The organism is Oceanimonas baumannii (genome assembly GCF_002245495.1).
GTDB lineage: Bacteria > Pseudomonadota > Gammaproteobacteria > Enterobacterales > Aeromonadaceae > Oceanimonas > Oceanimonas baumannii.
In genome coordinates, this window is the sequence record NZ_NQJF01000017.1 from 20,412 (window position 1) to 39,316 (window position 18,905).

Annotated in this window: 16 protein-coding genes; 8 read left to right on the forward strand and 8 right to left on the reverse strand. The window is 57.4% G+C overall.

Annotated elements, in window-relative coordinates; genetic code table 11:
• Nucleotides 1–5: 5 nt before the first annotated feature.
• The 4 genes from B6S09_RS16540 (at nucleotide 6) to B6S09_RS16555 (ending at nucleotide 4,377) form a co-directional block, all read left to right on the forward strand.
• Nucleotides 6–1,421 carry an FAD-dependent oxidoreductase gene (locus B6S09_RS16540; RefSeq protein WP_094279603.1) on the forward strand — a complete coding sequence of 472 codons (1,416 nt, stop codon included), beginning with the start codon at nucleotides 6–8 and terminating at the stop codon, nucleotides 1,419–1,421.
• 521 nt (nucleotides 1,422–1,942) lie between these two features.
• A complete protein-coding gene (gene mtnN / locus B6S09_RS16545; protein ID WP_094279640.1) occupies nucleotides 1,943–2,641 on the forward strand; it encodes a 5'-methylthioadenosine/S-adenosylhomocysteine nucleosidase in 699 nt (232 codons plus the stop codon).
• A gap of 4 nt (nucleotides 2,642–2,645) precedes the next feature.
• Nucleotides 2,646–3,569 (forward strand): cobalamin biosynthesis protein, encoded by a 924-nt coding sequence (locus B6S09_RS16550; RefSeq protein ID WP_094279604.1) that lies wholly within the window; start codon nucleotides 2,646–2,648, stop codon nucleotides 3,567–3,569.
• The gene (locus tag B6S09_RS16555) at nucleotides 3,562–4,377 is read left to right on the forward strand and encodes a cobalamin-binding protein (RefSeq protein ID WP_094279605.1); all 816 of its coding nucleotides are present in this window, start codon (nucleotides 3,562–3,564) and stop codon (nucleotides 4,375–4,377) included. Before B6S09_RS16550 ends, B6S09_RS16555 begins: the two co-directional genes overlap by 8 nt.
• 63 nt (nucleotides 4,378–4,440) lie before the next feature.
• On the opposite strand, the gene tyrS is transcribed toward B6S09_RS16555, so the two are convergent.
• Entirely contained in the window at nucleotides 4,441–5,637 is a 1,197-nt protein-coding gene (tyrS, locus tag B6S09_RS16560) for a tyrosine--tRNA ligase (RefSeq protein ID WP_094279606.1), read from the reverse strand.
• Nucleotides 5,638–5,801: 164 nt separating this feature from the next.
• Here tyrS and B6S09_RS16565 point away from each other — a divergent pair, with 164 nt between their 5' ends.
• The gene (locus B6S09_RS16565; protein ID WP_094279607.1) at nucleotides 5,802–7,094 is read left to right on the forward strand and encodes a peptidoglycan DD-metalloendopeptidase family protein; all 1,293 of its coding nucleotides are present in this window, start codon (nucleotides 5,802–5,804) and stop codon (nucleotides 7,092–7,094) included.
• A gap of 30 nt (nucleotides 7,095–7,124) precedes the next feature.
• Here B6S09_RS16565 and B6S09_RS16570 read toward each other — a convergent pair whose 3' ends face one another.
• The 3 genes from B6S09_RS16570 to erpA are packed head-to-tail and all read right to left on the reverse strand — an operon-like array spanning nucleotide 7,125 to nucleotide 8,229.
• Nucleotides 7,125–7,553: an HIT domain-containing protein gene (locus B6S09_RS16570; RefSeq protein WP_094279608.1), complete on the reverse strand. Its 429-nt coding sequence runs from the start codon at nucleotides 7,551–7,553 to the stop codon at nucleotides 7,125–7,127.
• Nucleotides 7,550–7,876, reverse strand: coding sequence for a glutaredoxin family protein (locus B6S09_RS16575; RefSeq protein WP_094279609.1), 327 nt, complete (start codon nucleotides 7,874–7,876; stop codon nucleotides 7,550–7,552). The genes B6S09_RS16570 and B6S09_RS16575 overlap by 4 nt, the downstream gene beginning before the upstream one ends.
• Nucleotides 7,877–7,884: 8 nt before the next feature.
• Nucleotides 7,885–8,229 (reverse strand): iron-sulfur cluster insertion protein ErpA, encoded by a 345-nt coding sequence (gene erpA / locus B6S09_RS16580; RefSeq protein WP_094279610.1) that lies wholly within the window; start codon nucleotides 8,227–8,229, stop codon nucleotides 7,885–7,887.
• Between the two features lie 171 nt (nucleotides 8,230–8,400).
• Here erpA and hemL point away from each other — a divergent pair, with 171 nt between their 5' ends.
• Entirely contained in the window at nucleotides 8,401–9,687 is a 1,287-nt protein-coding gene (gene hemL / locus B6S09_RS16585) for a glutamate-1-semialdehyde 2,1-aminomutase (protein ID WP_094279611.1), read from the forward strand.
• Between the two features lie 33 nt (nucleotides 9,688–9,720).
• Here hemL and B6S09_RS16590 read toward each other — a convergent pair whose 3' ends face one another.
• From B6S09_RS16590 to hrpB, 3 genes are all read right to left on the reverse strand, one after another.
• Complete coding sequence (locus tag B6S09_RS16590; protein WP_094279641.1) at nucleotides 9,721–10,146, reverse strand: VOC family protein; 426 nt, start codon at nucleotides 10,144–10,146, stop codon at nucleotides 9,721–9,723.
• Between the two features lie 108 nt (nucleotides 10,147–10,254).
• Nucleotides 10,255–12,591, reverse strand: coding sequence for a penicillin-binding protein 1B (gene mrcB / locus B6S09_RS16595; RefSeq protein ID WP_094279612.1), 2,337 nt, complete (start codon nucleotides 12,589–12,591; stop codon nucleotides 10,255–10,257).
• Nucleotides 12,592–12,593: 2 nt separating this feature from the next.
• Nucleotides 12,594–15,026 (reverse strand): ATP-dependent helicase HrpB, encoded by a 2,433-nt coding sequence (hrpB, locus tag B6S09_RS16600; RefSeq protein ID WP_094279613.1) that lies wholly within the window; start codon nucleotides 15,024–15,026, stop codon nucleotides 12,594–12,596.
• Between the two features lie 225 nt (nucleotides 15,027–15,251).
• Here hrpB and B6S09_RS16605 point away from each other — a divergent pair, with 225 nt between their 5' ends.
• The gene (locus tag B6S09_RS16605) at nucleotides 15,252–17,447 is read left to right on the forward strand and encodes a bifunctional diguanylate cyclase/phosphodiesterase (RefSeq protein WP_094279614.1); all 2,196 of its coding nucleotides are present in this window, start codon (nucleotides 15,252–15,254) and stop codon (nucleotides 17,445–17,447) included.
• Between the two features lie 35 nt (nucleotides 17,448–17,482).
• Nucleotides 17,483–18,010, forward strand: coding sequence for an RNA 2',3'-cyclic phosphodiesterase (gene thpR, locus B6S09_RS16610; protein ID WP_094279615.1), 528 nt, complete (start codon nucleotides 17,483–17,485; stop codon nucleotides 18,008–18,010).
• Between the two features lie 78 nt (nucleotides 18,011–18,088).
• Here thpR and sfsA read toward each other — a convergent pair whose 3' ends face one another.
• Nucleotides 18,089–18,793, reverse strand: a complete 705-nt coding sequence (gene sfsA, locus B6S09_RS16615; protein WP_094279616.1) for a DNA/RNA nuclease SfsA — start codon at nucleotides 18,791–18,793, stop codon at nucleotides 18,089–18,091.
• Nucleotides 18,794–18,905 lie beyond the last annotated feature (112 nt).

An 18,905-nucleotide genomic window follows, 5' to 3' on the forward strand; every position in this document is an offset into this window, starting at 1 on the left:
TTGTGATGAGCCAGAACGTATTTCAGTTTATAGACGTACAACGTGTCGATCCGCCCAAGAAGGCCATCGGCACCCGTAAAATCGAGTTCGTGGAGATCTACGAACCCTTTTCCGACAGCCAGGCCCAGATGCAGGCCGACCGCTGCCTGGATTGCGGCAACCCTTACTGCGAGTGGAAGTGTCCGGTACACAACTACATTCCCAACTGGCTGAAACTGGCCAACGAGGGACGTATCTTCGAGGCGGCGGATCTGTGTCACCAGACCAACAGTCTGCCCGAAGTATGCGGCCGGGTATGCCCGCAGGATCGCCTGTGTGAAGGTTCCTGTACCCTGAACGACGAGTTCGGTGCCGTCACCATCGGTAACATCGAGAAGTACATCACCGACAAGGCCTTTGAAATGGGCTGGCGCCCGGACATGTCTCACGTGGTGAAGACCGACAAGAAGGTCGCCATCATCGGTGCCGGCCCCGCCGGCCTGGCCTGTGCCGACATTCTGGCCCGTAACGGTGTTACCCCTGTGGTGTTTGACCGTTACCCGGAAATCGGCGGCCTGCTGACCTTCGGTATTCCGTCGTTCAAGCTGGAAAAGTCGGTGATGAGCCGTCGCCGCGAAGTGTTCGCCGAAATGGGCGTGGAATTCCGCCTCAACACCGAGGTGGGCAAGGACGTGTCCTTCCAGAGCCTGGTAGACGAGTATGACGCCGTGTTCCTGGCCGTGGGTACCTACAAGTACCTGCGCGGTGGTCTGGCCAACGAGAACGCCGACGGCGTGTACGACGCCCTGCCCTTCCTGATCTCCAACGCCAACCGGGTGCTGGGTTTCGAGAAGCAGGCGGCCGATTACATCGACATGTCCGGCAAGAAAGTGGTGGTACTGGGTGGTGGTGATACCGCCATGGACTGTGTGCGTACCTCCATCCGTCAGGGCGCCGATAACGTCATCTGTGCCTACCGTCGGGACGAGGCCAACATGCCCGGCTCACGCCGCGAGGTACAGAATGCCCGGGAAGAAGGCGTGAACTTCATGTTCAACCTGCAGCCCACCGGCATTCAGATTGACGGCAACGGCAAGGTCACCGGCGTGGAAGTGGTTTCCACCCAGCTGGGCGAGCCCGATGCCAACGGTCGCCGCCGCCCCGAGCCGGTACCCGGCTCCGAGCAGGTACTGGCCGCCGACGCCGTGATCATGGCCTTTGGCTTCCAGCCTCACGAGCAGCCCTGGCTGAAGGAATTCGGCATCGAAGCCGACCAGTGGGGCCGGGTTATCGCCCCCGAACAGGCCGAGTTCGCCTACCAGACCAGTAATCCGCGCATCTTCGCCGGCGGCGATGCGGTACGCGGCTCCGACCTGGTGGTCACCGCCATCGCCGAAGGCCGCAAGGCCGCCGACGGCATCATGGACTATATCGGCGTGTAAGCCTCGCTTGCTATGCAAAGGCCGCTCATCGAGCGGCCTTTTTGTTTTAGCTTCGTCGATAAGCGTCTGAGATATCGTGCAACTTCGTCGAACACGGAGCACTACTTCACGACACGCTTCAAGTACCTCCCTGTAACGCTCGGCACATGCCATCCTTGGCATTTGATCGGTCGTGAAGCAGATACCCCGCATTCTCCTCAAGCACGCTTGGAGCTGATTGGAGCATACAGACAGCGTAGGTGCTGCACGAAGCAGCAGTGGGGATTGCCGTAGCCGACCATAAAGTGCCATGGCCGAAAAAGTTGCTCCTGCATTTTCGACATTTCCGCCATCCCTGGCGGTCAGATGCACTTTCGAGCGCGCCATGGAAGGGGCTTGAAGCGTGTCGGCGGAGTGCAACCGCACTGATGCTTCGCAACCCACAAACCCACACCCAACAAACGATTTTAAGTGCAGTGCAATCGGCCTTTTTATTTGATGGTGTTACACTTGCAGCCATCATTTTTGCGGGGATCAGTGTTATGACTATCGGAATTATCGGGGCCATGGAGCAGGAAGTGGCCGAGCTACGCGCACAACTGGAAAATGCCACCACCACCACAGTCGGCGGATGCGAATTCTACCAGGGCAACCTGGCCGGCAAGGACGTGGTAATCACCCGCTCCGGCATCGGCAAAGTCGCCGCCAGTATTGCCACCACCCTGCTGCTGGAGCGTTTCAACCCCAAATGCGTGATCAACACCGGCTCCGCCGGCGGCTTCGACCCAGCCCTGCACGTGGGTGATGTGGTGGTATCCAGCGAAGTGCGCTTTCACGACGTGGACGTTACCGCCTTTGGCTACGAAATGGGTCAGATGGCCCAGCAACCGCCGGCTTTTACCGCTGATCCCGCCCTGATCGAGCTGGCCCGGGAATGCCTCACCGGCCAGGAAAATATCAACTCCGCCGTAGGCCTGATCTGCACCGGCGATCAGTTTATGCACCGGGAAGATCAGCTTAAAAAAGCCGTGACCGAGTTTCCGGCCATGAAAGCCTGCGAAATGGAAGCCGGTGCCATCGCCCAGGTATGCCACCAGTTCAAGGTACCCTTTGTGGTGGTGCGCGCACTGTCGGACATCGCCGGCAAGGAACAGGCCGAGTCCTTTGAAGCCTTTCTGGAAGTGGCTGCCCGTCATTCTTCGGCCATGGTCAAAACCATGATCCAGCGCCTGCCCGGCTAACCTTATGACCTTTCTGCTTGAGCATCCTCTAAGCCTGCTGACACTGGCACTGCTGCTGAGCCTGCTGCAACCTGCCGACAAGCTACAGTCGCTGCTCACCACTGGCCTCACCCGGCTGGGACGGCGACTGAACAAACCTGGTTATGCTCAGGGCTACCTGCGGGTGGCAGGCGCCGGTTTGCTGCTGGTGATTCTGCTGCCCTTGCTGGCAGCCTGGTGGGCACTGACGGAGCTGGCACCCTGGCCGGCACTGCTTGACGTCTTGCTGTTATGGGGCTGTTTTGATGCAGGCCGGCTCAGCCGCCGCCTGCCTCTGTGTCTGACACAAATTGCCGAGCAGCGTGAACTGGCCCGGCTGACACTGGCCCCCTTGTGTTTGCGTCAGACCGAAGCCCTGTCAGAGCTGGGCCTGCGCAAAACGGTAGCAGAAGTGGCGGTGCTACGACTGAGCGCTGATTTTGCTCTGGCATGCTGGTATCTGGCAGGCGGTATTTATACCGCCCTGGTATTTGTCCTGTTACGACTGGCGGTACAGGCCTGGTCAAGCAAACTAAGCGACTGGCGCACCTTTGGCAGCATGCCCTCGGTGCTGTACCGGGCCATGGCCTGGCTGCCCTACCACTTGCTGGCCCTGACCCTGTTGCTTTACCCCGGGTCACGCCGTGCCCTGCGGGCCTGGTCCAAGGGGCAATTGTGGGCCTTTCCGGCTGCAGGCCGACTACTGGCCATGGCAGCCGCTGGTGTCGACGCCGGCCTGGGAGGCCCCCGCCGGTATACCCAGACAACCGAATATTATCCCAAACTGGGCGGGAGCAGCTCTATCCTGTCTGGTCAGACCCGCGCTCTGGTACTGCGTCTTAGCCTGGCTTTACTGTTCTGGTTATCACTGGCCTGGATGCTGACTCTGGTACCTTTGCTCTATGCCTAAATTGCTGCTGTGTCTGCTGTTATTGCCGGGGCTGGCACATGCTGAAGCCAGCCGTATTATCAGTCTAGCTCCCCATATTACCGAGATCCTGTTTGCTATCGGTGCCGGCGATCAGGTAGTAGGGGTAGACGAGGCCAGTGATTATCCCGAAGCCGCCACCGAACTTCCCAAAATCGCCAATTACCGTTCCCTCAACCTGGAACGGATTCTGGCATTAAAACCCGATCTCGTGGTGGCCTGGCAAAGTGCTCAGTCACTGCAGGTGGCACCGCTGGTACAGCTAGGTATTCGAGTGGAATATTCTGAACCCAAGCGACTGGAAGATTTTGGTGACGAATTGCTCCGTTTTGGCCGGCTGACCGGAAACCAGCAGCAGGCCCAGCAAGTGGCCGAGCACTACAACCGCACGCTTCATGCCCTGCGCCAGCGCTATCGGGACACGGCACCGGTCAAGGTGTTTTACCAGTTAAGCGACATGCCGCTGATGTCCGCCAGCCAGCACACCTGGATGGGTCAGGCCGTTGCCCTTTGCGGCGGCGACAGCATCACCGCAAACAGCCCGACACCCTATCCACAAATCGATCCGGAATTCGTACTGGCTCAGGATCCCGAGGTAATACTGGCAGAAAGTCCGCAAGCCATGCAGCGCTGGCAGGCCTGGCCCGCCCTCACCGCCGTCAGCCAGAAGCAACTGTTCACCATTGACGTTGATACCTTGCACCGCTTCAGCCCACGAACTCCGGGTGGGATTGCCACTCTGTGCCGGTTACTGGAGCTGGCCCGTGAACACCAACCCAATACGGACTAAGCTTCGTCAACAAAAAAGGGCAGCCTCCATTGAGCTGCCCTTTTATTGATTTAAGCGTCAGTGTCAGGCCACGGTTACCTTGGCGAACTTGCGCTTACCGACCTGGTATACCGCCTGGCCGGGTTGCACCTGCAGCTTGCCGTCTTCCAGCTTATCACCGTCTACCTTGACCGCACCCTGCTTGATCATACGCAGCGCCTCGGAGGTAGAAGCAACCAGACCCGCGTCCTTCAGCAGGTTGGCAATGCCAATACCGTCGGCACCGGCGTTCAGCGTTACTTCCGGTAAGTCATCCGGAATGGCATTTTTCTGAAAGCGCTGCACGAAGTCTTCATGGGCCTGCTCCGCCGCCGCTTCATTGTGATAACGGGTAATAATTTCCTTGGCCAGCAGGATCTTGATGTCCCGCGGATTGGCACCACCGGTCACCTGTTGTTTCAGCGCAGCCAGTTCGTCCAGGCTGCGGCGGGACAGTAATTCAAAGTAGCGCCACATCAGGGTATCGGACAGCGACATGATTTTACCGAACATTTCGCTCGGTGCTTCGTCCACTCCAATGTAATTGCCGGCAGACTTGGACATCTTCTTGATACCGTCCAGACCTTCCAACAGTGGCATGGTCAGTACCACCTGAGGTGACATTCCGGCATCTTTTTGCAGCTCGCGGCCCATCAGCAGATTAAACTTCTGATCGGTCCCCCCCAGCTCTACATCTGCCTTCAACGCGACGGAGTCATAACCCTGCAGCAACGGGTACATGAATTCATGAATGGCAATGGACTGGCCACCGGCATAACGCTTTTTAAAGTCATCCCGTTCCAGCATACGCGCCACGGTCAGTTTTGAAGCCAGACGGATCATGCCAGTGGCACCCAGCTCGCCCAGCCAGCTGGAGTTATAGACGATCTCGGTTCTGGCCGGGTCAAGCACTTTAAACGCCTGCTCGGCGTAGGTTTTCGCGTTTTCGGCCACCTGCTCGGGGGTAAGCGGCGGACGTGTGCTGTTCTTACCGGACGGATCTCCCACCTGAGCGGTAAAATCACCAATCAGCAGCAGTACATCGTGGCCCAGGTCCTGAAACTGACGCAGCTTGTTAAGAATCACAGTATGCCCCAGATGAATATCGGGAGCGGTGGGATCCATGCCCAGTTTGACCCGTAGCGGGCGGCCTTCCTTCAGCTTTGCAATCAGCTCTTCTTCAACCAGTATCTCTTCGGCACCGCGCTTGATTTCCGCCAGCGCCGCTTCCAGCTGGGACATGACAACTTCACTCCTGTTCGGCAAGTCCGAATGCTCCCCCTGCGCTTTGCCGGGGCACATAAAAGGGTCAGACAATTAAATTAAGAAACACGCCATACTACTGGAATGGCGAAGAAATTGGAAAGGCTGTAGAATTTTTGTCAGTTATCAGGGAAGAGCCAAACATGCCAGTTATCAAACTACTGACAAAATTACCGCGTCGTCATCGTATCGCCATTTCCGCCCTGGGCACCGGCATGGTGTTGCTATCGCTGTTGCCCGGCGAACAAGCCGTCGCCAGCCGCATGGACAGCGATGCCACTCCGTTTGCCGTGGCCGGAGAAAGGCGTCCCCTTGAGCTGGACGTAAAAAACATTCCTTTTACCGACAGCAGCCCTCATATCCGAGAACGAGTGGTGCAGGTTAAATCCGGTGATGCCTTGTCTGTGATCTTTTCACGGCAGGGCCTGCCCTCTGCCTTGCTGCACGATATCAGCCGCCTGAAAGAAGCCCGACCGCTACGCTCGCTACACCCCGGCGATAAACTGACGTTCCGATTTAACCGGAATGATGAATTTACCTCCTTGCTTTACCCCCTTGATACTGCCCGGACGCTCGAGATCACTCAGGATGCTCAGGGGCTGAAAAGCCGCATCCACAGCGCCAGCCTGGAAAGCCGCAATAAATTTACTCAAGGCAAGGTCAGCTCCAGCTTCTGGAATGCCGGGGTCACTGCCGGACTCAGTGCCAACCAGATTATGAGCCTGGCCGGCATGTTTGCCTGGGATCTGGATTTTGCCCTCGATATTCGCGCCGGAGACTATTTTACGGTGCTGTTTGAAGAGCAATACAAAGACGGCCTGCGGGTAGACACCGGCGATATACTGGCCGCAGAATTTGTCAATCAGGGCCGGGTCTACCGCGCAGTACGCCATGAAGACGGTAACTACTATTCACCGGAAGGCAGGGCCATGCGCAAAAGCTTTTTGCGGGCCCCGGTGAACTTTACCCACATCAGTTCCAATTTTAATCCGCGCCGCCTTCATCCGGTCACCGGCCAGATACGCCCGCACCGTGGCATCGATTATGCGGCTCGTACCGGCACCCCCATTATGGCGGCAGGCAGCGGCGTCGTCACCGAATCAGGCTATAACCGCTTTAACGGCAATTACGTGGTTATTCGCCATGACAGCACCTATGTCACCAAATATCTGCATCTGAACAAACGCATGGTGAAGAAGGGACAGAGAGTAAAACAGGAACAGCAAATTGGTACCTTGGGAGCTACCGGCCGGGTCACTGGCCCGCACCTGCATTACGAGTTTCTGGTCAATGGCGTGCACAAGGATCCGAAAACGGTGAAATTACCCCAGGCCGCGAAACTTCCTGCCGCCGAACTGGCCCGCTTCACTCCCAAAGCCGATAAGCTACTGGCGCAGCTGAGCCGGGTGGGGAAAGTGATGCTCGCTAAAAACTGACAAAAACGGCCCGCACTGGCGGGCCGTTTTTTATTCGGCAGACACAAAGTCCGGTAACCTTGCCAGCCGCTCACGCCAGCGAGCGACTTCGCCGTCAACGTTGTTATAAGACAAGGCATCAAACCGTCCCCAGACTGGTCCCGGCCAGGCATCGTCTGAGACGAAACGGGCAATATGGTGCAAATGAAGCTGGGGCACCATGTTGCCGAGTGCAGCCACATTGAGTTTATCGGGTAAAAGACATTCTTCCATCAATCCGGCCAGAGCACAGGACTCACGCATTAATTGCTGCTGTTCGGCTGCGCCCAGATGGTGAATTTCGCAAACATCTGCGCGCTTTGGCACCAGTATAAACCAGGGGTAACGGCCATCTTTGGCCAGCAGCACGCAGCTTAACGGCAGCTCACCCAGTACCACGCAGTCGGCAGCCAGCCGTTCGTGCAGTACAAACCCGCTCATGAGTCCTTGCCGAAATGCAGACGCAGGTAGGCAGCAATATCGGCCGATTCATACAGCCAGAAAAAGTCGCCGTTATTCTGCTCAATACGCAGACAGGGCACCATACGCTGCCCCCCACCGGCTATCAGTGTCTGCAGATGCTCCGGGTCATTAGTGTCATACTCGGTCAGCTCCAGACCCAGTTCATCAACCACTGCCGTTATCCGCTGACAATAAGGGCACCACTCTTTCCGGTACAGCGCCAGCTTGTCAGGGCTTGCTACCGCCGGGGCCGCTTCGGCAGCCTTGCTGGCACCGCCGCCCAGCCAGTCAAACAGGGACATAAACCGCCTCAGATGCTGAAGGAAGAACCACAGCCGCAAGTGCTGGTGGCATTGGGGTTGGTCACCAGAAAGCGTGAGCCTTCCAGTCCTTCCACATAATCAACGGTACCGCCCACCAGATATTGCAGGCTCATGGCATCGACCACCATGATGATGCCGTTTTTTTCGATCACAGTGTCGCCGTCGTTACTTTTCTCGTCAAAAGTAAAGCCGTACTGAAAACCGGAGCAGCCGCCGCCGGTAATATAAACCCGCAGCTTGAGATCGGGGTTCTCTTCTTCGGCGATCAGAGCTTTAACCTTGTTGGCTGCCGAATCGCTCATCTGGATCGGCAAGGGAGCTGCTTCGTTCATCACTACCTCTTTATAAATCGTTGTCGGCAAAATTATCCGATACCCGACCAAACAGTTCAAGTATTGTGCGACTCAGGCCAATTCTCGGTCTGTGCAGATTTTGATATAGTCGGGCCCACACCGGCCGCCAGCAAGGTGGCCCCTCGCTCATAAACACCAAGGATTTTGTGCATGTCCAAGTCTGAAGAACTCTTTAACCAGGCCCGCCGTTTTATTCCCGGTGGTGTTAACTCGCCGGTTCGCGCTTTCAGCGGCGTGGGCGGCACTCCCCGCTTCATCGAGCGGGCGGATGGTGCCCGCATGTATGATGTCGACGGCAACAGCTACATCGATTACGTCGGCTCCTGGGGCCCGATGATCCTGGGTCATAATGCCGATGTCGTAAAAGACGCCGTCATAGAAGCCGTATCCCGCGGCCTGAGCTTTGGTGCCCCTACCGGGGTAGAAGTGACCATGGCCGAAAAAGTTTCCCAGATGGTGCCATCCATGGAGCAGGTGCGCATGGTTAATTCCGGCACAGAAGCAACCATGAGCGCCATCCGTCTGGCCCGCGGTTTTACCGGTCGTGACAAAATCCTGAAGTTTGAAGGCTGCTACCACGGCCACGCCGACTGTCTGCTGGTTAAAGCCGGCTCCGGTGCCCTGACGCTGGGCCAGCCCAACTCACCGGGCGTGCCTGCCGATTTTGCCAAACACACCCTGACCTGCACCTTTAACGATCTGGACTCGGTGCGCGCCGCGTTTGAATCCGCCCCGGAAGAGATCGCCTGTATTATCGTGGAGCCGGTCGCCGGCAACATGAACTGTATTCCGCCCGTCGCCGGTTTCCTTGAAGGCCTGCGCAGCATTTGTGACGAGTTCGGTGCCCTGCTGATCTTTGATGAAGTCATGTGCGGCTTCCGCGCTGCACTGGGTGGAGCCCAGCAGCGCTTTGGCATTAAACCCGATCTCACCACCCTGGGCAAAATCATCGGCGGCGGCATGCCGGTCGGTGCCTTTGGCGGCCGTCGTGATGTGATGGAGCACCTGGCCCCCACCGGCCCCGTCTATCAGGCCGGCACCCTGTCCGGTAACCCGGTGGCCATGGCCGCGGGCCTTGCCTCGCTCAACGCCATTAGCGAAGCCGGCGTGTATGAAGCTTTGGAACAGAAAACCCGGGAGCTGACTGAAGGCCTGCAGGCCGCTGCCGACAAGCACGGCATCGCCTTTACTACCAACCGGGTAGGTGCCATGTTTGGTTTCTTCTTTACCGAGGAAAAAAACATCAGCAGCTACGAGCAGGTCACCCGTTGCGATCTGGACGCTTTCAAACGGTTTTTCCATCTGATGCTGGATCAGGGGGTCTATCTTTCTCCCAGCGCTTTTGAAGCGGGCTTTATGTCCCTGGCCCATGGTGAACAGGAAATTGCCGACACCCTGACCGCCGCCGACAAGGCCTTTGCCGCTCTCAAGGGATAAGTGACTAAGGGCAAGGCAGACGCCTTGCCCTGCTTATTCCGGCCGCTGGATCTGCACCAGTGGCGTTTCCAGCAGCTCTACGCTGTTGCCGTCCGGATCCATGATAAATACATAACGTGCACAGATCTGCCCCGGCACCGGAGTGGGTTTGTCCGCCAGCAGACCGGCACCATGCAGGCTGCTCAGGGCATCGTCCAGATCTTCCACCTGCAGCGCAAAATGTCTCAGCCCAAGCCGGTGCCCCTGTGCCCAGGGAGGTAAGGCCACCAGTTCCGGCTCTTCTACCGGACGAAAACAGTATAATTCCAGACGTGCCTGCCCGAGGCGCAAATGACATATCTGAAGCTCACCCTGCTCATCCTGCCACCGGTAATCAGGCTCAAACCCAAGCCCTTTATAGAATCCTTCCGCCGCATCCAGATTACGGACATTCAGGGTTACATGATGAAAAGCAAACATGGTGATCTCCTCTGTCTCTTTATTCAGCATATACGGAGACAGCTGCTTTCACCTGTTTGAAAAAGTCCCGGGCTAAAGGAAAGGGGAGCCACCGGCTCCCCTTGGATTTCAGCGGGCGAAGTTAAAAATATCCCTCAGCCAGTCTCCCACCTGCTCACCGCTTGGCAGCTCGGGGACCGAGGGCTGAGGCTGACAGCCGCGAATGGGTGGCAAGCCACTGGTGCGGGCTGGCAGCAACCGGGTCTGTTCACAACGAGGATCCGCCGGCTGGCCATCACTGAGAGCAAAGTTCACCCGATCAATTCCCGCCGGCGCTTTCAGCTCCAGCGAGTCAACGCCACGGCCGTCCAGATAGCGGCTGTAAATACGCAGGGCACCACTGGCACCGGTCAGACCGGTGACGCCATTATCGTCCCGCCCAACCCAGGCAGTAACCAGCTCTTCGTTATCCAGTCCGGCAAACCAGGCATCACGTAAATCGTTGGTCGAGCCAGTTTTCCCCGCCATCACCCGGTTGGGGAAACGTGCCGCCAGATGAGCAGCAGTGCCGCCCCCCACTACCCGGGTCATCCCATAAAGAGCCAGATAACCGGCTTCAGGATCCATCACCTGGCTGGCCTTGGCAGTATGCTGGTAAATCAGCTCGCCTGCTTCGTCCTGAATCGCACGAATGGAGGTTAATGGCTGATACAGTCCCTGATTGGCCAGGGTCAGATACAGCTGGTTTACTTCCAGAGGCGTCAGCTCCAGGGTGCCCAGCAGCATGGACGGATAAGGGGGAATCGGCTGCTCCACCCCCATGCGCTTAAGACCCGCCACAATATTATCCAGGCCCACCGACATACCCAGATTAACCGTAGGCACATTCAAAGACTTGGCCAGCGCATCCACCAGCAGCACGGTACCGCGATACTGACGATCGTAGTTCTTCGGACGCCATACCTGCCCCCCTTCACTGCGCAGAGCGACCGGTTCGTCTTTCAGTGGACTGGACAGCCGGAAACCGTGTTCCAGCCCCAGCGCATAGACCGGGGGCTTGATCAGCGAACCAATCTGGCGACGAGCCGACAACGCACGGTTAAAACCGGCAAACGCCGGATCTGACCCGCCTACCACGGCACTCACTTCACCCTTGCGCCAGTTGGATACCACCATGGCAGCTTCCAGATCATCACGCTTGGTACGGCCGCGTAACTGCTTTATCTGCTCTGCCACCGCCTGCTCGGCGGTATGCTGGGCAATGGGATCCAGGCTGGTGAAAATACGCAGGCCATTCTGGTTCAGAAAACCGGTGCCAAAGCGGGTATTCAGTTCATCTTTCAGCAGTCCCATAAAAGCCGGGGTACGGCCATAGCCCATACGCCCCCGTTCAATCAGCCCCAGATCCCGGCCACTAGACTGCTCATACACCTGGCGATCAATATGCCCCTCGTTGGCCAGCAAACGTAATACCAGATCCCGCCGTTCCCGGGCTCGCTCACTGTTACGCCAGGGATCATAAAAAGACGGCCCCTTCACCAGTGCCACCAGCAGCGCCATTTGATCCGGGTTCAGCTCATTGATGGGCAGACCGAAGTAGAAATAACTGGCCAGACCAAAACCATAAACACCCTTGCTGCCATTCTGACCCAGGTAGACTTCATTCAGGTAGGCTTCAAGAATTTCATCCTTGTCATAGCGAAAATCAATGATCAAGGCCATATAGGCTTCCTGCACCTTACGCCACAAACTGCGGTCCTGGCTGAGGAAAAAGTTCTTGGCCAGCTGCTGGGTCAGAGTGCTGCCGCCCTGCACGGTACGCCCGGCCTTGATGTTAACCACCAGGGCTCTCAGGATGGCCAGCGGCGAAACGCCATCGTGCTGGTAGAAGTCTCTGTCTTCTACGGTGAGCAGCGCCTGTACCAACAGCTCGGGCACCTGCTCCAGACGCACCAGCAGCCGATCTTCCCGCTCATCCACATTCAGCCGGTCAAGTAGTACCGGATCCATGCGGGCATAGCCAAGCTCCCGGCCATTGCCAGGATTTTGCATCCGGCTCAGGCGCTGGCCCTCAAAACTCAGCAGCAAGGTACGCGCCTGCTCAGCACCATCAGAAAAGTTGAAGGGCCGGCGATGAATTTCAATCCGGTTGCGACTGACAGAGTATTCACCGGGCCGGGAAGGACTCGCTACCTTACGGTAGTTGAGCATCTGCAGCTCGCGGAGCATCTGCGCATGAGACAGTTTCTGCCCCGGAAACAGCTCCAGCGGCCGGCTGTAAACCAGTGCCGGCAGTGACCATTTTTGCCCTTCAAAACGGGCGCGAACCTGGCTGTCCAGATAAATACCGAACACGCCCATTAAGACCGTACCGACCAGGGCCAGTTTGAGCACCAGTCCCCAGCCAAAACGGCGTTGCTTTTTCAGCGGCTTTTTTCGGGTCTTGCGGGTTGTCTTTTTTGCCATAATCAGTGTTTCATATATTTTTTGGTGTGCCGGGTCGGCGCCGTATTAGCGGGATCATCGGGCCACGGGTGTTTGGGATAGCGTCCGCGCATTTCCTTTTTCACATCCTGATAGGAGCCGGCCCAGAAGGCAGCCAGATCCCGGGTCAGCTGCAGCGGCCTGCGCGCCGGCGACAGCAGCTCAAGCAATAACGGTACCCTGCCTTCGGCCAGCAATGGCGAGCCGGGTTGTCCGAACATTTCCTGCAGTTTCACCGGCAGCACCGGATCTTGTTCTTCCCGGTAGCGAATCGCGGCTTTGGTACCGGTAGCCAGTTCAAGATAGCCGGGTAGCAGGGTATCCAGCAATTGCCGTTGTGGCCAGTCCAGCCGACTCAGCAAAATCGCCCCCCAGTCGAGCCTGGCCAGCTCGCTCCAGCGGCCAAGGCCGTGTAAATGCGGGGTCAGCCAGTGTGCCGCTTCTGCCAGCCAGCAGGCTTCATCGCATTCGGCAAAACCTTTATCGGCCAGTTTTTGTCCGGCCAGCTTCATGCGTAACCATATCTGCTGCGCCTTTTCATCCAGAGGCAGGGCCGGCCACCCCCGTTTCTGCACTTCCTGCAGTAAACATTGCGCTTTCTGCGCAGGACTGACCGAGTCCAGTGGCGTACGCCTGAGCACCAGACTCCCGAAGCACCAATGGCGTTCGGCCCGCACCCGGCTGGCGTTGTCGTCCCACTCCAGATGTTCGAGCTCACTGAACCGTTCCGGTACAAAACGCTGTAGCTGCTCCTGGCTGACCGGTTCGGCGGCCTGCACAAACACCCCCCGCCCATTCCGGCCCAGGGCCGCCACCGCCAGCATCCCCTTGCCGGTCAGCGGGCTGCCTTCAGGCAAATCCGCACTCTGCCCACCGGCCAGACTGTAACGCTGCCCCTGACGTAACTGACCGACCCAGCCGGGCCTGGCATTGGCCAGCAGCGGCCCTACAAACGTTCCCGATGGCTCCGCCACCGGTTGCTTGACCCGTTCAAACCAGCGCCGGGCAGACGCCCTGAGCCGGCCTTTGGCCGCCAGCAGCTGACCCGATAACGGAGCATCACCGGTTCGGCCTTCTTCCAGCAGCGCCAGCAGCCAGGCACCATCTGCCAAGGCACCGTCATGACCCTGTTGCTGCCATGCCAGTGCGGTCAGTAACAGCTGCCCCAGCCAGGGCTCACAGCCCAGTTGCCAGACCCGGCGTCCCAGCGCCGTGAGTTGGTTTCCGGACAACAACGCCAGCGCCTCAAGCTGTGCACGGGCGGCTGCCAGCAGCGGTGCCGGTGGTGTCGTCAGCAGTGGCAGCTGTTCAGGCTCAGCGCCCCAGGCGGCACATTCCAGGACAAAACCGGCCAAATCGCTTTGTTCTATTTCTGCCGGCCGGCGCGGTGCCAGCCGCTCCTGTTGCTCCCTGCTCCACAGACGGATGCAGGTACCGGGCTGCATCCGTCCGGCCCGGCCGGCACGTTGCGTCGCCGAGGCCTGACCGATCAGCCGGCTTTGCAACTGGGTCAGGCCTGTTTCAGGATCAAAACGGGCCCGGCGTTCCAGCCCGGCATCCACCACCATGCGGATACCTTCAATCGTCAGGGAGGTTTCGGCAACATTGGTCGCCAGCACCACTTTGCGCCGGCCATCCGGAGCAGGGGCAATGGCCGCCTGTTGTTCCGCCAGTTCAAGGCGACCATAAAGAGGCCTGAGTTCAACCTCATCGGATAAACGTCCTTTCAGCCAGTCTGCCGCCCGGTGAATTTCCCGCTCCCCGGGCAAAAATGCCAGCAAACTGCCGGGTTCCCGATGGAGTGCGTCCAGCACGGCACGTCCCAGGCTTTCCTCCAGCGCGCTGTGCTGATTACGAGGGTGATATTCCAAATCGACCGGAAAACTGCGGCCCTGGCTGACCACCAGCTCAGCCTCGGGCAACAAGGCGCTCAGTTCCAGTCCGTCCAGAGTAGCCGACATCACCATGATTTTAAGATCGTCACGCAGCGCCTGGCATTCCAGCGCGAAGGCAAGGGCCAGATCGGCCTGCAGGCTGCGCTCGTGGAATTCATCAAAAATTAACAAAGACACACCGTCCAGCTCAGGGTCGGTCTGCAACATGCGGGTCAGCACCCCTTCGGTCACCACCTCCAGCCGGGTCTGCCGGCCACAGCGGCTTTCACCACGCATTCGATAGCCAACGGTCTCCCCCGGCTTTTCTCCCAGTTGAGCCGCCAGATATTGCGCAATGGAGCGGGCAGCCAGCCGCCGCGGCTCCAGCATGATGATCCGGCCGGTAATGGCTGGCTGCTGCAGCAACCAGAGCGGCAGCCAAGTGGATTTACCCGCCCCCGGCGGGGCCTCGACAATCACCTGGCTGGCCGCCAGTGCCTGTTGCAGTTGAGGTAAGACTTCGGTAATGGGTAGCTGATCCACGGCGTTACTCTGGTGGCGTAAAACCCGGTTATTGTGCCAAAAGCGCACCCAAAGAACCACGCAGATGAAATGACTTAAACTTCAGAAAGTTGCGCCAAAACAACACACAAACGCAACACCGGCTTAAGATTGTGTATAGTGGCTTTTCGGTAACCAGATGGAGCTTGTTGCCCATGTACTATCACCTATCGCCAAGGAATCCGGCGATTCAGACAAGAGTCATCGATGTTTAGATCCAGACTCAGCACCTTGTACGCCCTGCTGGCATTTATCTGCATTTTTACGGCCGGGCTGTATTACACCCACCTGAGCATAACCGCCGATCGCAAAGAACAGCAGTTACTGGTAGAAGAAGTCGTCAGTGCACAGGCAGACGCCATTGAACGACGCCTGAACCAGGCCTTGTCGTCCACTTACATTCTTGCCCAGGAAGTACGCCGCAGCGACGGTGAGTTCCGCGACTTCAACAAGTTTGCCAGGGAAGTCATGGATACCCTGGGCGGCCTCTCAGCGTTGCAGCTGGCACCGGACGGTATTACCCGTCAGGTATATCCGCTCACCGGCAACGAAGCGGGTATCGGCCATAACCTGCTGTTCAGTGATGACCGCAGAAAGGAAGCCAGAGAGGCAGTAAACAGCAAAAAGCTGACCCTTGCCGGCCCGTTTCCTCTGGTTCAGGGAGGTGTGGGCCTGGTAGGCCGCAATCCGGTGTTTCTGGTAAGAAACGGCCAGTCCCACTTCTGGGGCTTTACTACAGCCTTAATACATCTGCAGGATCTGCTGGCCGTTACCGAGCTGGAGCAGCTTGAGCAAAAAGGCTATGCCTACACCCTGTCACGCCGGCATCCTGATACCGGTCACACTGATATTTTTGCACGTTCCGGCCAGCCACTGCATGACTTTCAGGTGTCTGATGATATCAGGGTCCCCAATGGCAACTGGACCATAATTGTCAGCCGGCCCGTCAGCTTTACACTGTCTGCTGTCACCGGTATCGGTATCAGCTTACTGATTGCCGGGGTTGTGGCGTTGCTGTTACACCGCATTATGCAGGAACCGGAGCGACTGCGGGGACTGGTTAAACGCCAGACCAGCCAGTTGGAACAACTGGCCTTCAAAGATGAGCTGACGGGGCTGGCCAATCGTCGTTTTCTGACCGAGAAGCTGGAGCAGGCCATTGTTCACAGCCAGCGTGAAGATGAATGCCTGGCTTTGATGTATCTGGATCTGGATGATTTCAAACGCATTAATGATTCAACCGGTCATGAAGATGGTGACCGACTGTTGCGCACCATAGCCCAGCGCCTGCAGGAAGCCGTAAGAGAAGCCGATATCATCGGCCGGATCGGCGGAGACGAATTCGCTATTGTTCTGCTCAATATAAAAAGTGCAGATCATGCCTGCATTGTGGCGGAAAAAATCATTAAAAACATCAGTAAGCCGGTACCACTGGGGCAGTATGAAGCCATTATCAGTGCCAGCATCGGCGTTACCCTTGCTCCCGATGACGGCAGCAGCAGCAGCGAGTTGTTACGTAACGCCGATCTGGCCATGTACAACGCCAAACGCGCCGGTAAAAACCAGCTTTCTTTTTACAACAAAACGATGCAGCAAAAAGCACTGCATTCCATGAAGCTGGAAGAGGAGTTGCGGCAGGCACTGCACCATCAGGAGTTTTTCCTGATGTTTCAGCCCATTATATCGCTTAGCAATGGCAGCAACGTCAAGTTTGAAGCCCTGCTGCGCTGGCAGCACTCCGGACGGGGAGTACTTAACCCGGGCAGCTTTATTGAAACCGCCGAGCTGACCGGACTGATAGTACCCATTGGTTACTGGGTAATTGAAGCCGCCTGCGAATTTATCCGGCAGCAGCTTCAAAGCAGCACAAACGTCAGGCCGGTGGCCGTCAACCTGAGCATCTGCCAGCTGCGTGAACGAGCATTTGCCGGCAAGGTAGAGAGCATTCTGACCCGGCTTCAGATTCCGCCCCATTTACTGGAGCTGGAAATCACCGAATCCATGCTGATGGAAAACGTGGAACTGGCCATGTCCCTGATTCAGCGGCTAAAACAACTGGGTATCCGCATGTCCATCGATGATTTTGGCACCGGCTATTCATCTCTGTCACAACTGCGCCAGCTACCCTTTAACTCACTGAAGATTGACCGCTCTTTTGTGATGGATCTGGAAACCAGCCTCGTGGACCAGCAAATGGTGGAGGCCATTACGGCTATGGTGCACAAGCTGAACCTGAAAGTGGTGGCCGAAGGCATAGAAACCAAGCAGCAAATGCTGTTTCTGAAAAAAACCGGCTGTGACTATGGCCAGGGCTTTCTGTTTGCCAGACCACTGCCAGCCAGCGAGGCATTGCAATACAGAGGCCATGCCGCGTTGGCAGAAAAAGACCAACGTTCGGCTTGATATTGATCGTTACAAGCCAACACAAGTGAGTGAATATGGCAGACGGGAACAACCGCTTATTTCTGGCCTTTCCTGCGCACCAGCTGGCACCGCAACTGGCCATATTACAGCGCCGACTAGCCCTTTCTGGCCGGCGTATTCCGTCAGCGCAACTGCATCTGACGCTGCACTTTCTCGGACAGTGCAGTCCCAAACAACAAAGCTCACTACAGGCCCAGATAGACCGTATGTCCCTGCCCGCCTTTACACTGCAACTGAACCGGCTGGGCTGCTTTTCCAAAGCCGGTGTGGTCTGGCTGGGGCCGGATACTCCACCGGCGGCCCTGATGGCATTGGCCGGTACCATAGCGCTGAAATGCCGTGCTCTGGGTGCAAACAAACCTCACCGGGCCTACCGGCCGCACATTACACTGTTTCGCCACTGCAAAACCGACGTGCTGCCCGCCATCAGACCGCTGCTGTACCGCCCTGACACCCTGTGTCTGTATCGCTCTGAACTGACCGACCAGGGCCCGGTATACCACTGCCTGCAGCGCTGGCCGCTTAAGGCAAGTTCAGGGTAGGAGCAATAACAACGCTGCCGCATTAGGCCACCGAGCGAGTGCGTGCTGCGTGCCAAAAGTAACAGCCCGGTGTTTTACTTATAGCTCCACCGGCACCGGCACCGTCAGGGTCATGTCTTGCGGAGAAATACTCGCCTTCCAGGCCAGGCACTCCACTCCGGCGGCCACCGCCTCGCGCACCAGAGCGGCATATTTAGGATCCAGATGCTCCGCCGGACTGACCCGCTCAATCCCCGTGTGCAATACACAAAATAGCATCACCGCCCGATGACCGGCATGTGCACACTCCATTAACTCTCGCACATGCTTTTGTGCCCGCACACTTTGCGTATCCGGGAAAAAACCATTGCCTTCGCCTTCGTGCAGGGTCACGCTTTTCACTTCCACATAACAGTCGGGAAGATCCTGACCTCTCAGCAAAAAATCAATGCGACTGTTTTCTTTGCCATAGCGCACCTCGGCACTGATTCGTTCATAACCGGCCAGCGCCGGAATACGCCGCGCCTCCAGTGCCTCAGCCACCAGTAAATTGGCCCGGCCGGTATTCACACAAATAAAGTCACCCTCGTCATTGCGACAGAGCTCCCAAGTATGGGCATACTTGCGCTTCGGGTTGTCGGACGTAGAGTAAAACACCTCCCAGCCCGCGCCGGCACAACCGGTCATACGACCGGTATTGGGACAATGCAGGGTCAGCTTATCTTCCCCAACAACAATATCGGCCAGAAAGCGCTTATAGCGTTCAAGCAAGCGCCCGCTGCGCAGAGGAAAGGAAAAACGCAAAATAATACCTATAGTTGTGGAATGATGCAGAATGGTAACCGTAGCAATGCTTGAAGCTCCAGACTTGAAAAGCGGCACCCTCGCCCCCACTTGTTGGGGTCACCCAAACACT

Excerpts from the sequence above, each read along its gene's own strand:
- B6S09_RS16540 (WP_094279603.1), top strand. The coding sequence starts at position 6 with ATGAGCCAGAACGTATTTCAGTTTATAGACGTACAACGTGTCGATCCG.
- mtnN (WP_094279640.1), top strand. The coding sequence starts at position 1,943 with ATGACTATCGGAATTATCGGGGCCATGGAGCAGGAAGTGGCCGAGCTA.
- B6S09_RS16550 (WP_094279604.1), top strand. The coding sequence starts at position 2,646 with ATGACCTTTCTGCTTGAGCATCCTCTAAGCCTGCTGACACTGGCACTG.
- B6S09_RS16555 (WP_094279605.1), top strand. The coding sequence starts at position 3,562 with ATGCCTAAATTGCTGCTGTGTCTGCTGTTATTGCCGGGGCTGGCACAT.
- tyrS (WP_094279606.1), bottom strand. The coding sequence starts at position 5,637 with ATGTCCCAGCTGGAAGCGGCGCTGGCGGAAATCAAGCGCGGTGCCGAA.
- B6S09_RS16565 (WP_094279607.1), top strand. The coding sequence starts at position 5,802 with ATGCCAGTTATCAAACTACTGACAAAATTACCGCGTCGTCATCGTATC.
- B6S09_RS16570 (WP_094279608.1), bottom strand. The coding sequence starts at position 7,553 with ATGAGCGGGTTTGTACTGCACGAACGGCTGGCTGCCGACTGCGTGGTA.
- B6S09_RS16575 (WP_094279609.1), bottom strand. The coding sequence starts at position 7,876 with ATGTCCCTGTTTGACTGGCTGGGCGGCGGTGCCAGCAAGGCTGCCGAA.
- erpA (WP_094279610.1), bottom strand. The coding sequence starts at position 8,229 with ATGAACGAAGCAGCTCCCTTGCCGATCCAGATGAGCGATTCGGCAGCC.
- hemL (WP_094279611.1), top strand. The coding sequence starts at position 8,401 with ATGTCCAAGTCTGAAGAACTCTTTAACCAGGCCCGCCGTTTTATTCCC.
- B6S09_RS16590 (WP_094279641.1), bottom strand. The coding sequence starts at position 10,146 with ATGTTTGCTTTTCATCATGTAACCCTGAATGTCCGTAATCTGGATGCG.
- mrcB (WP_094279612.1), bottom strand. The coding sequence starts at position 12,591 with ATGGCAAAAAAGACAACCCGCAAGACCCGAAAAAAGCCGCTGAAAAAG.
- B6S09_RS16605 (WP_094279614.1), top strand. The coding sequence starts at position 15,252 with ATGTTTAGATCCAGACTCAGCACCTTGTACGCCCTGCTGGCATTTATC.
- thpR (WP_094279615.1), top strand. The coding sequence starts at position 17,483 with ATGGCAGACGGGAACAACCGCTTATTTCTGGCCTTTCCTGCGCACCAG.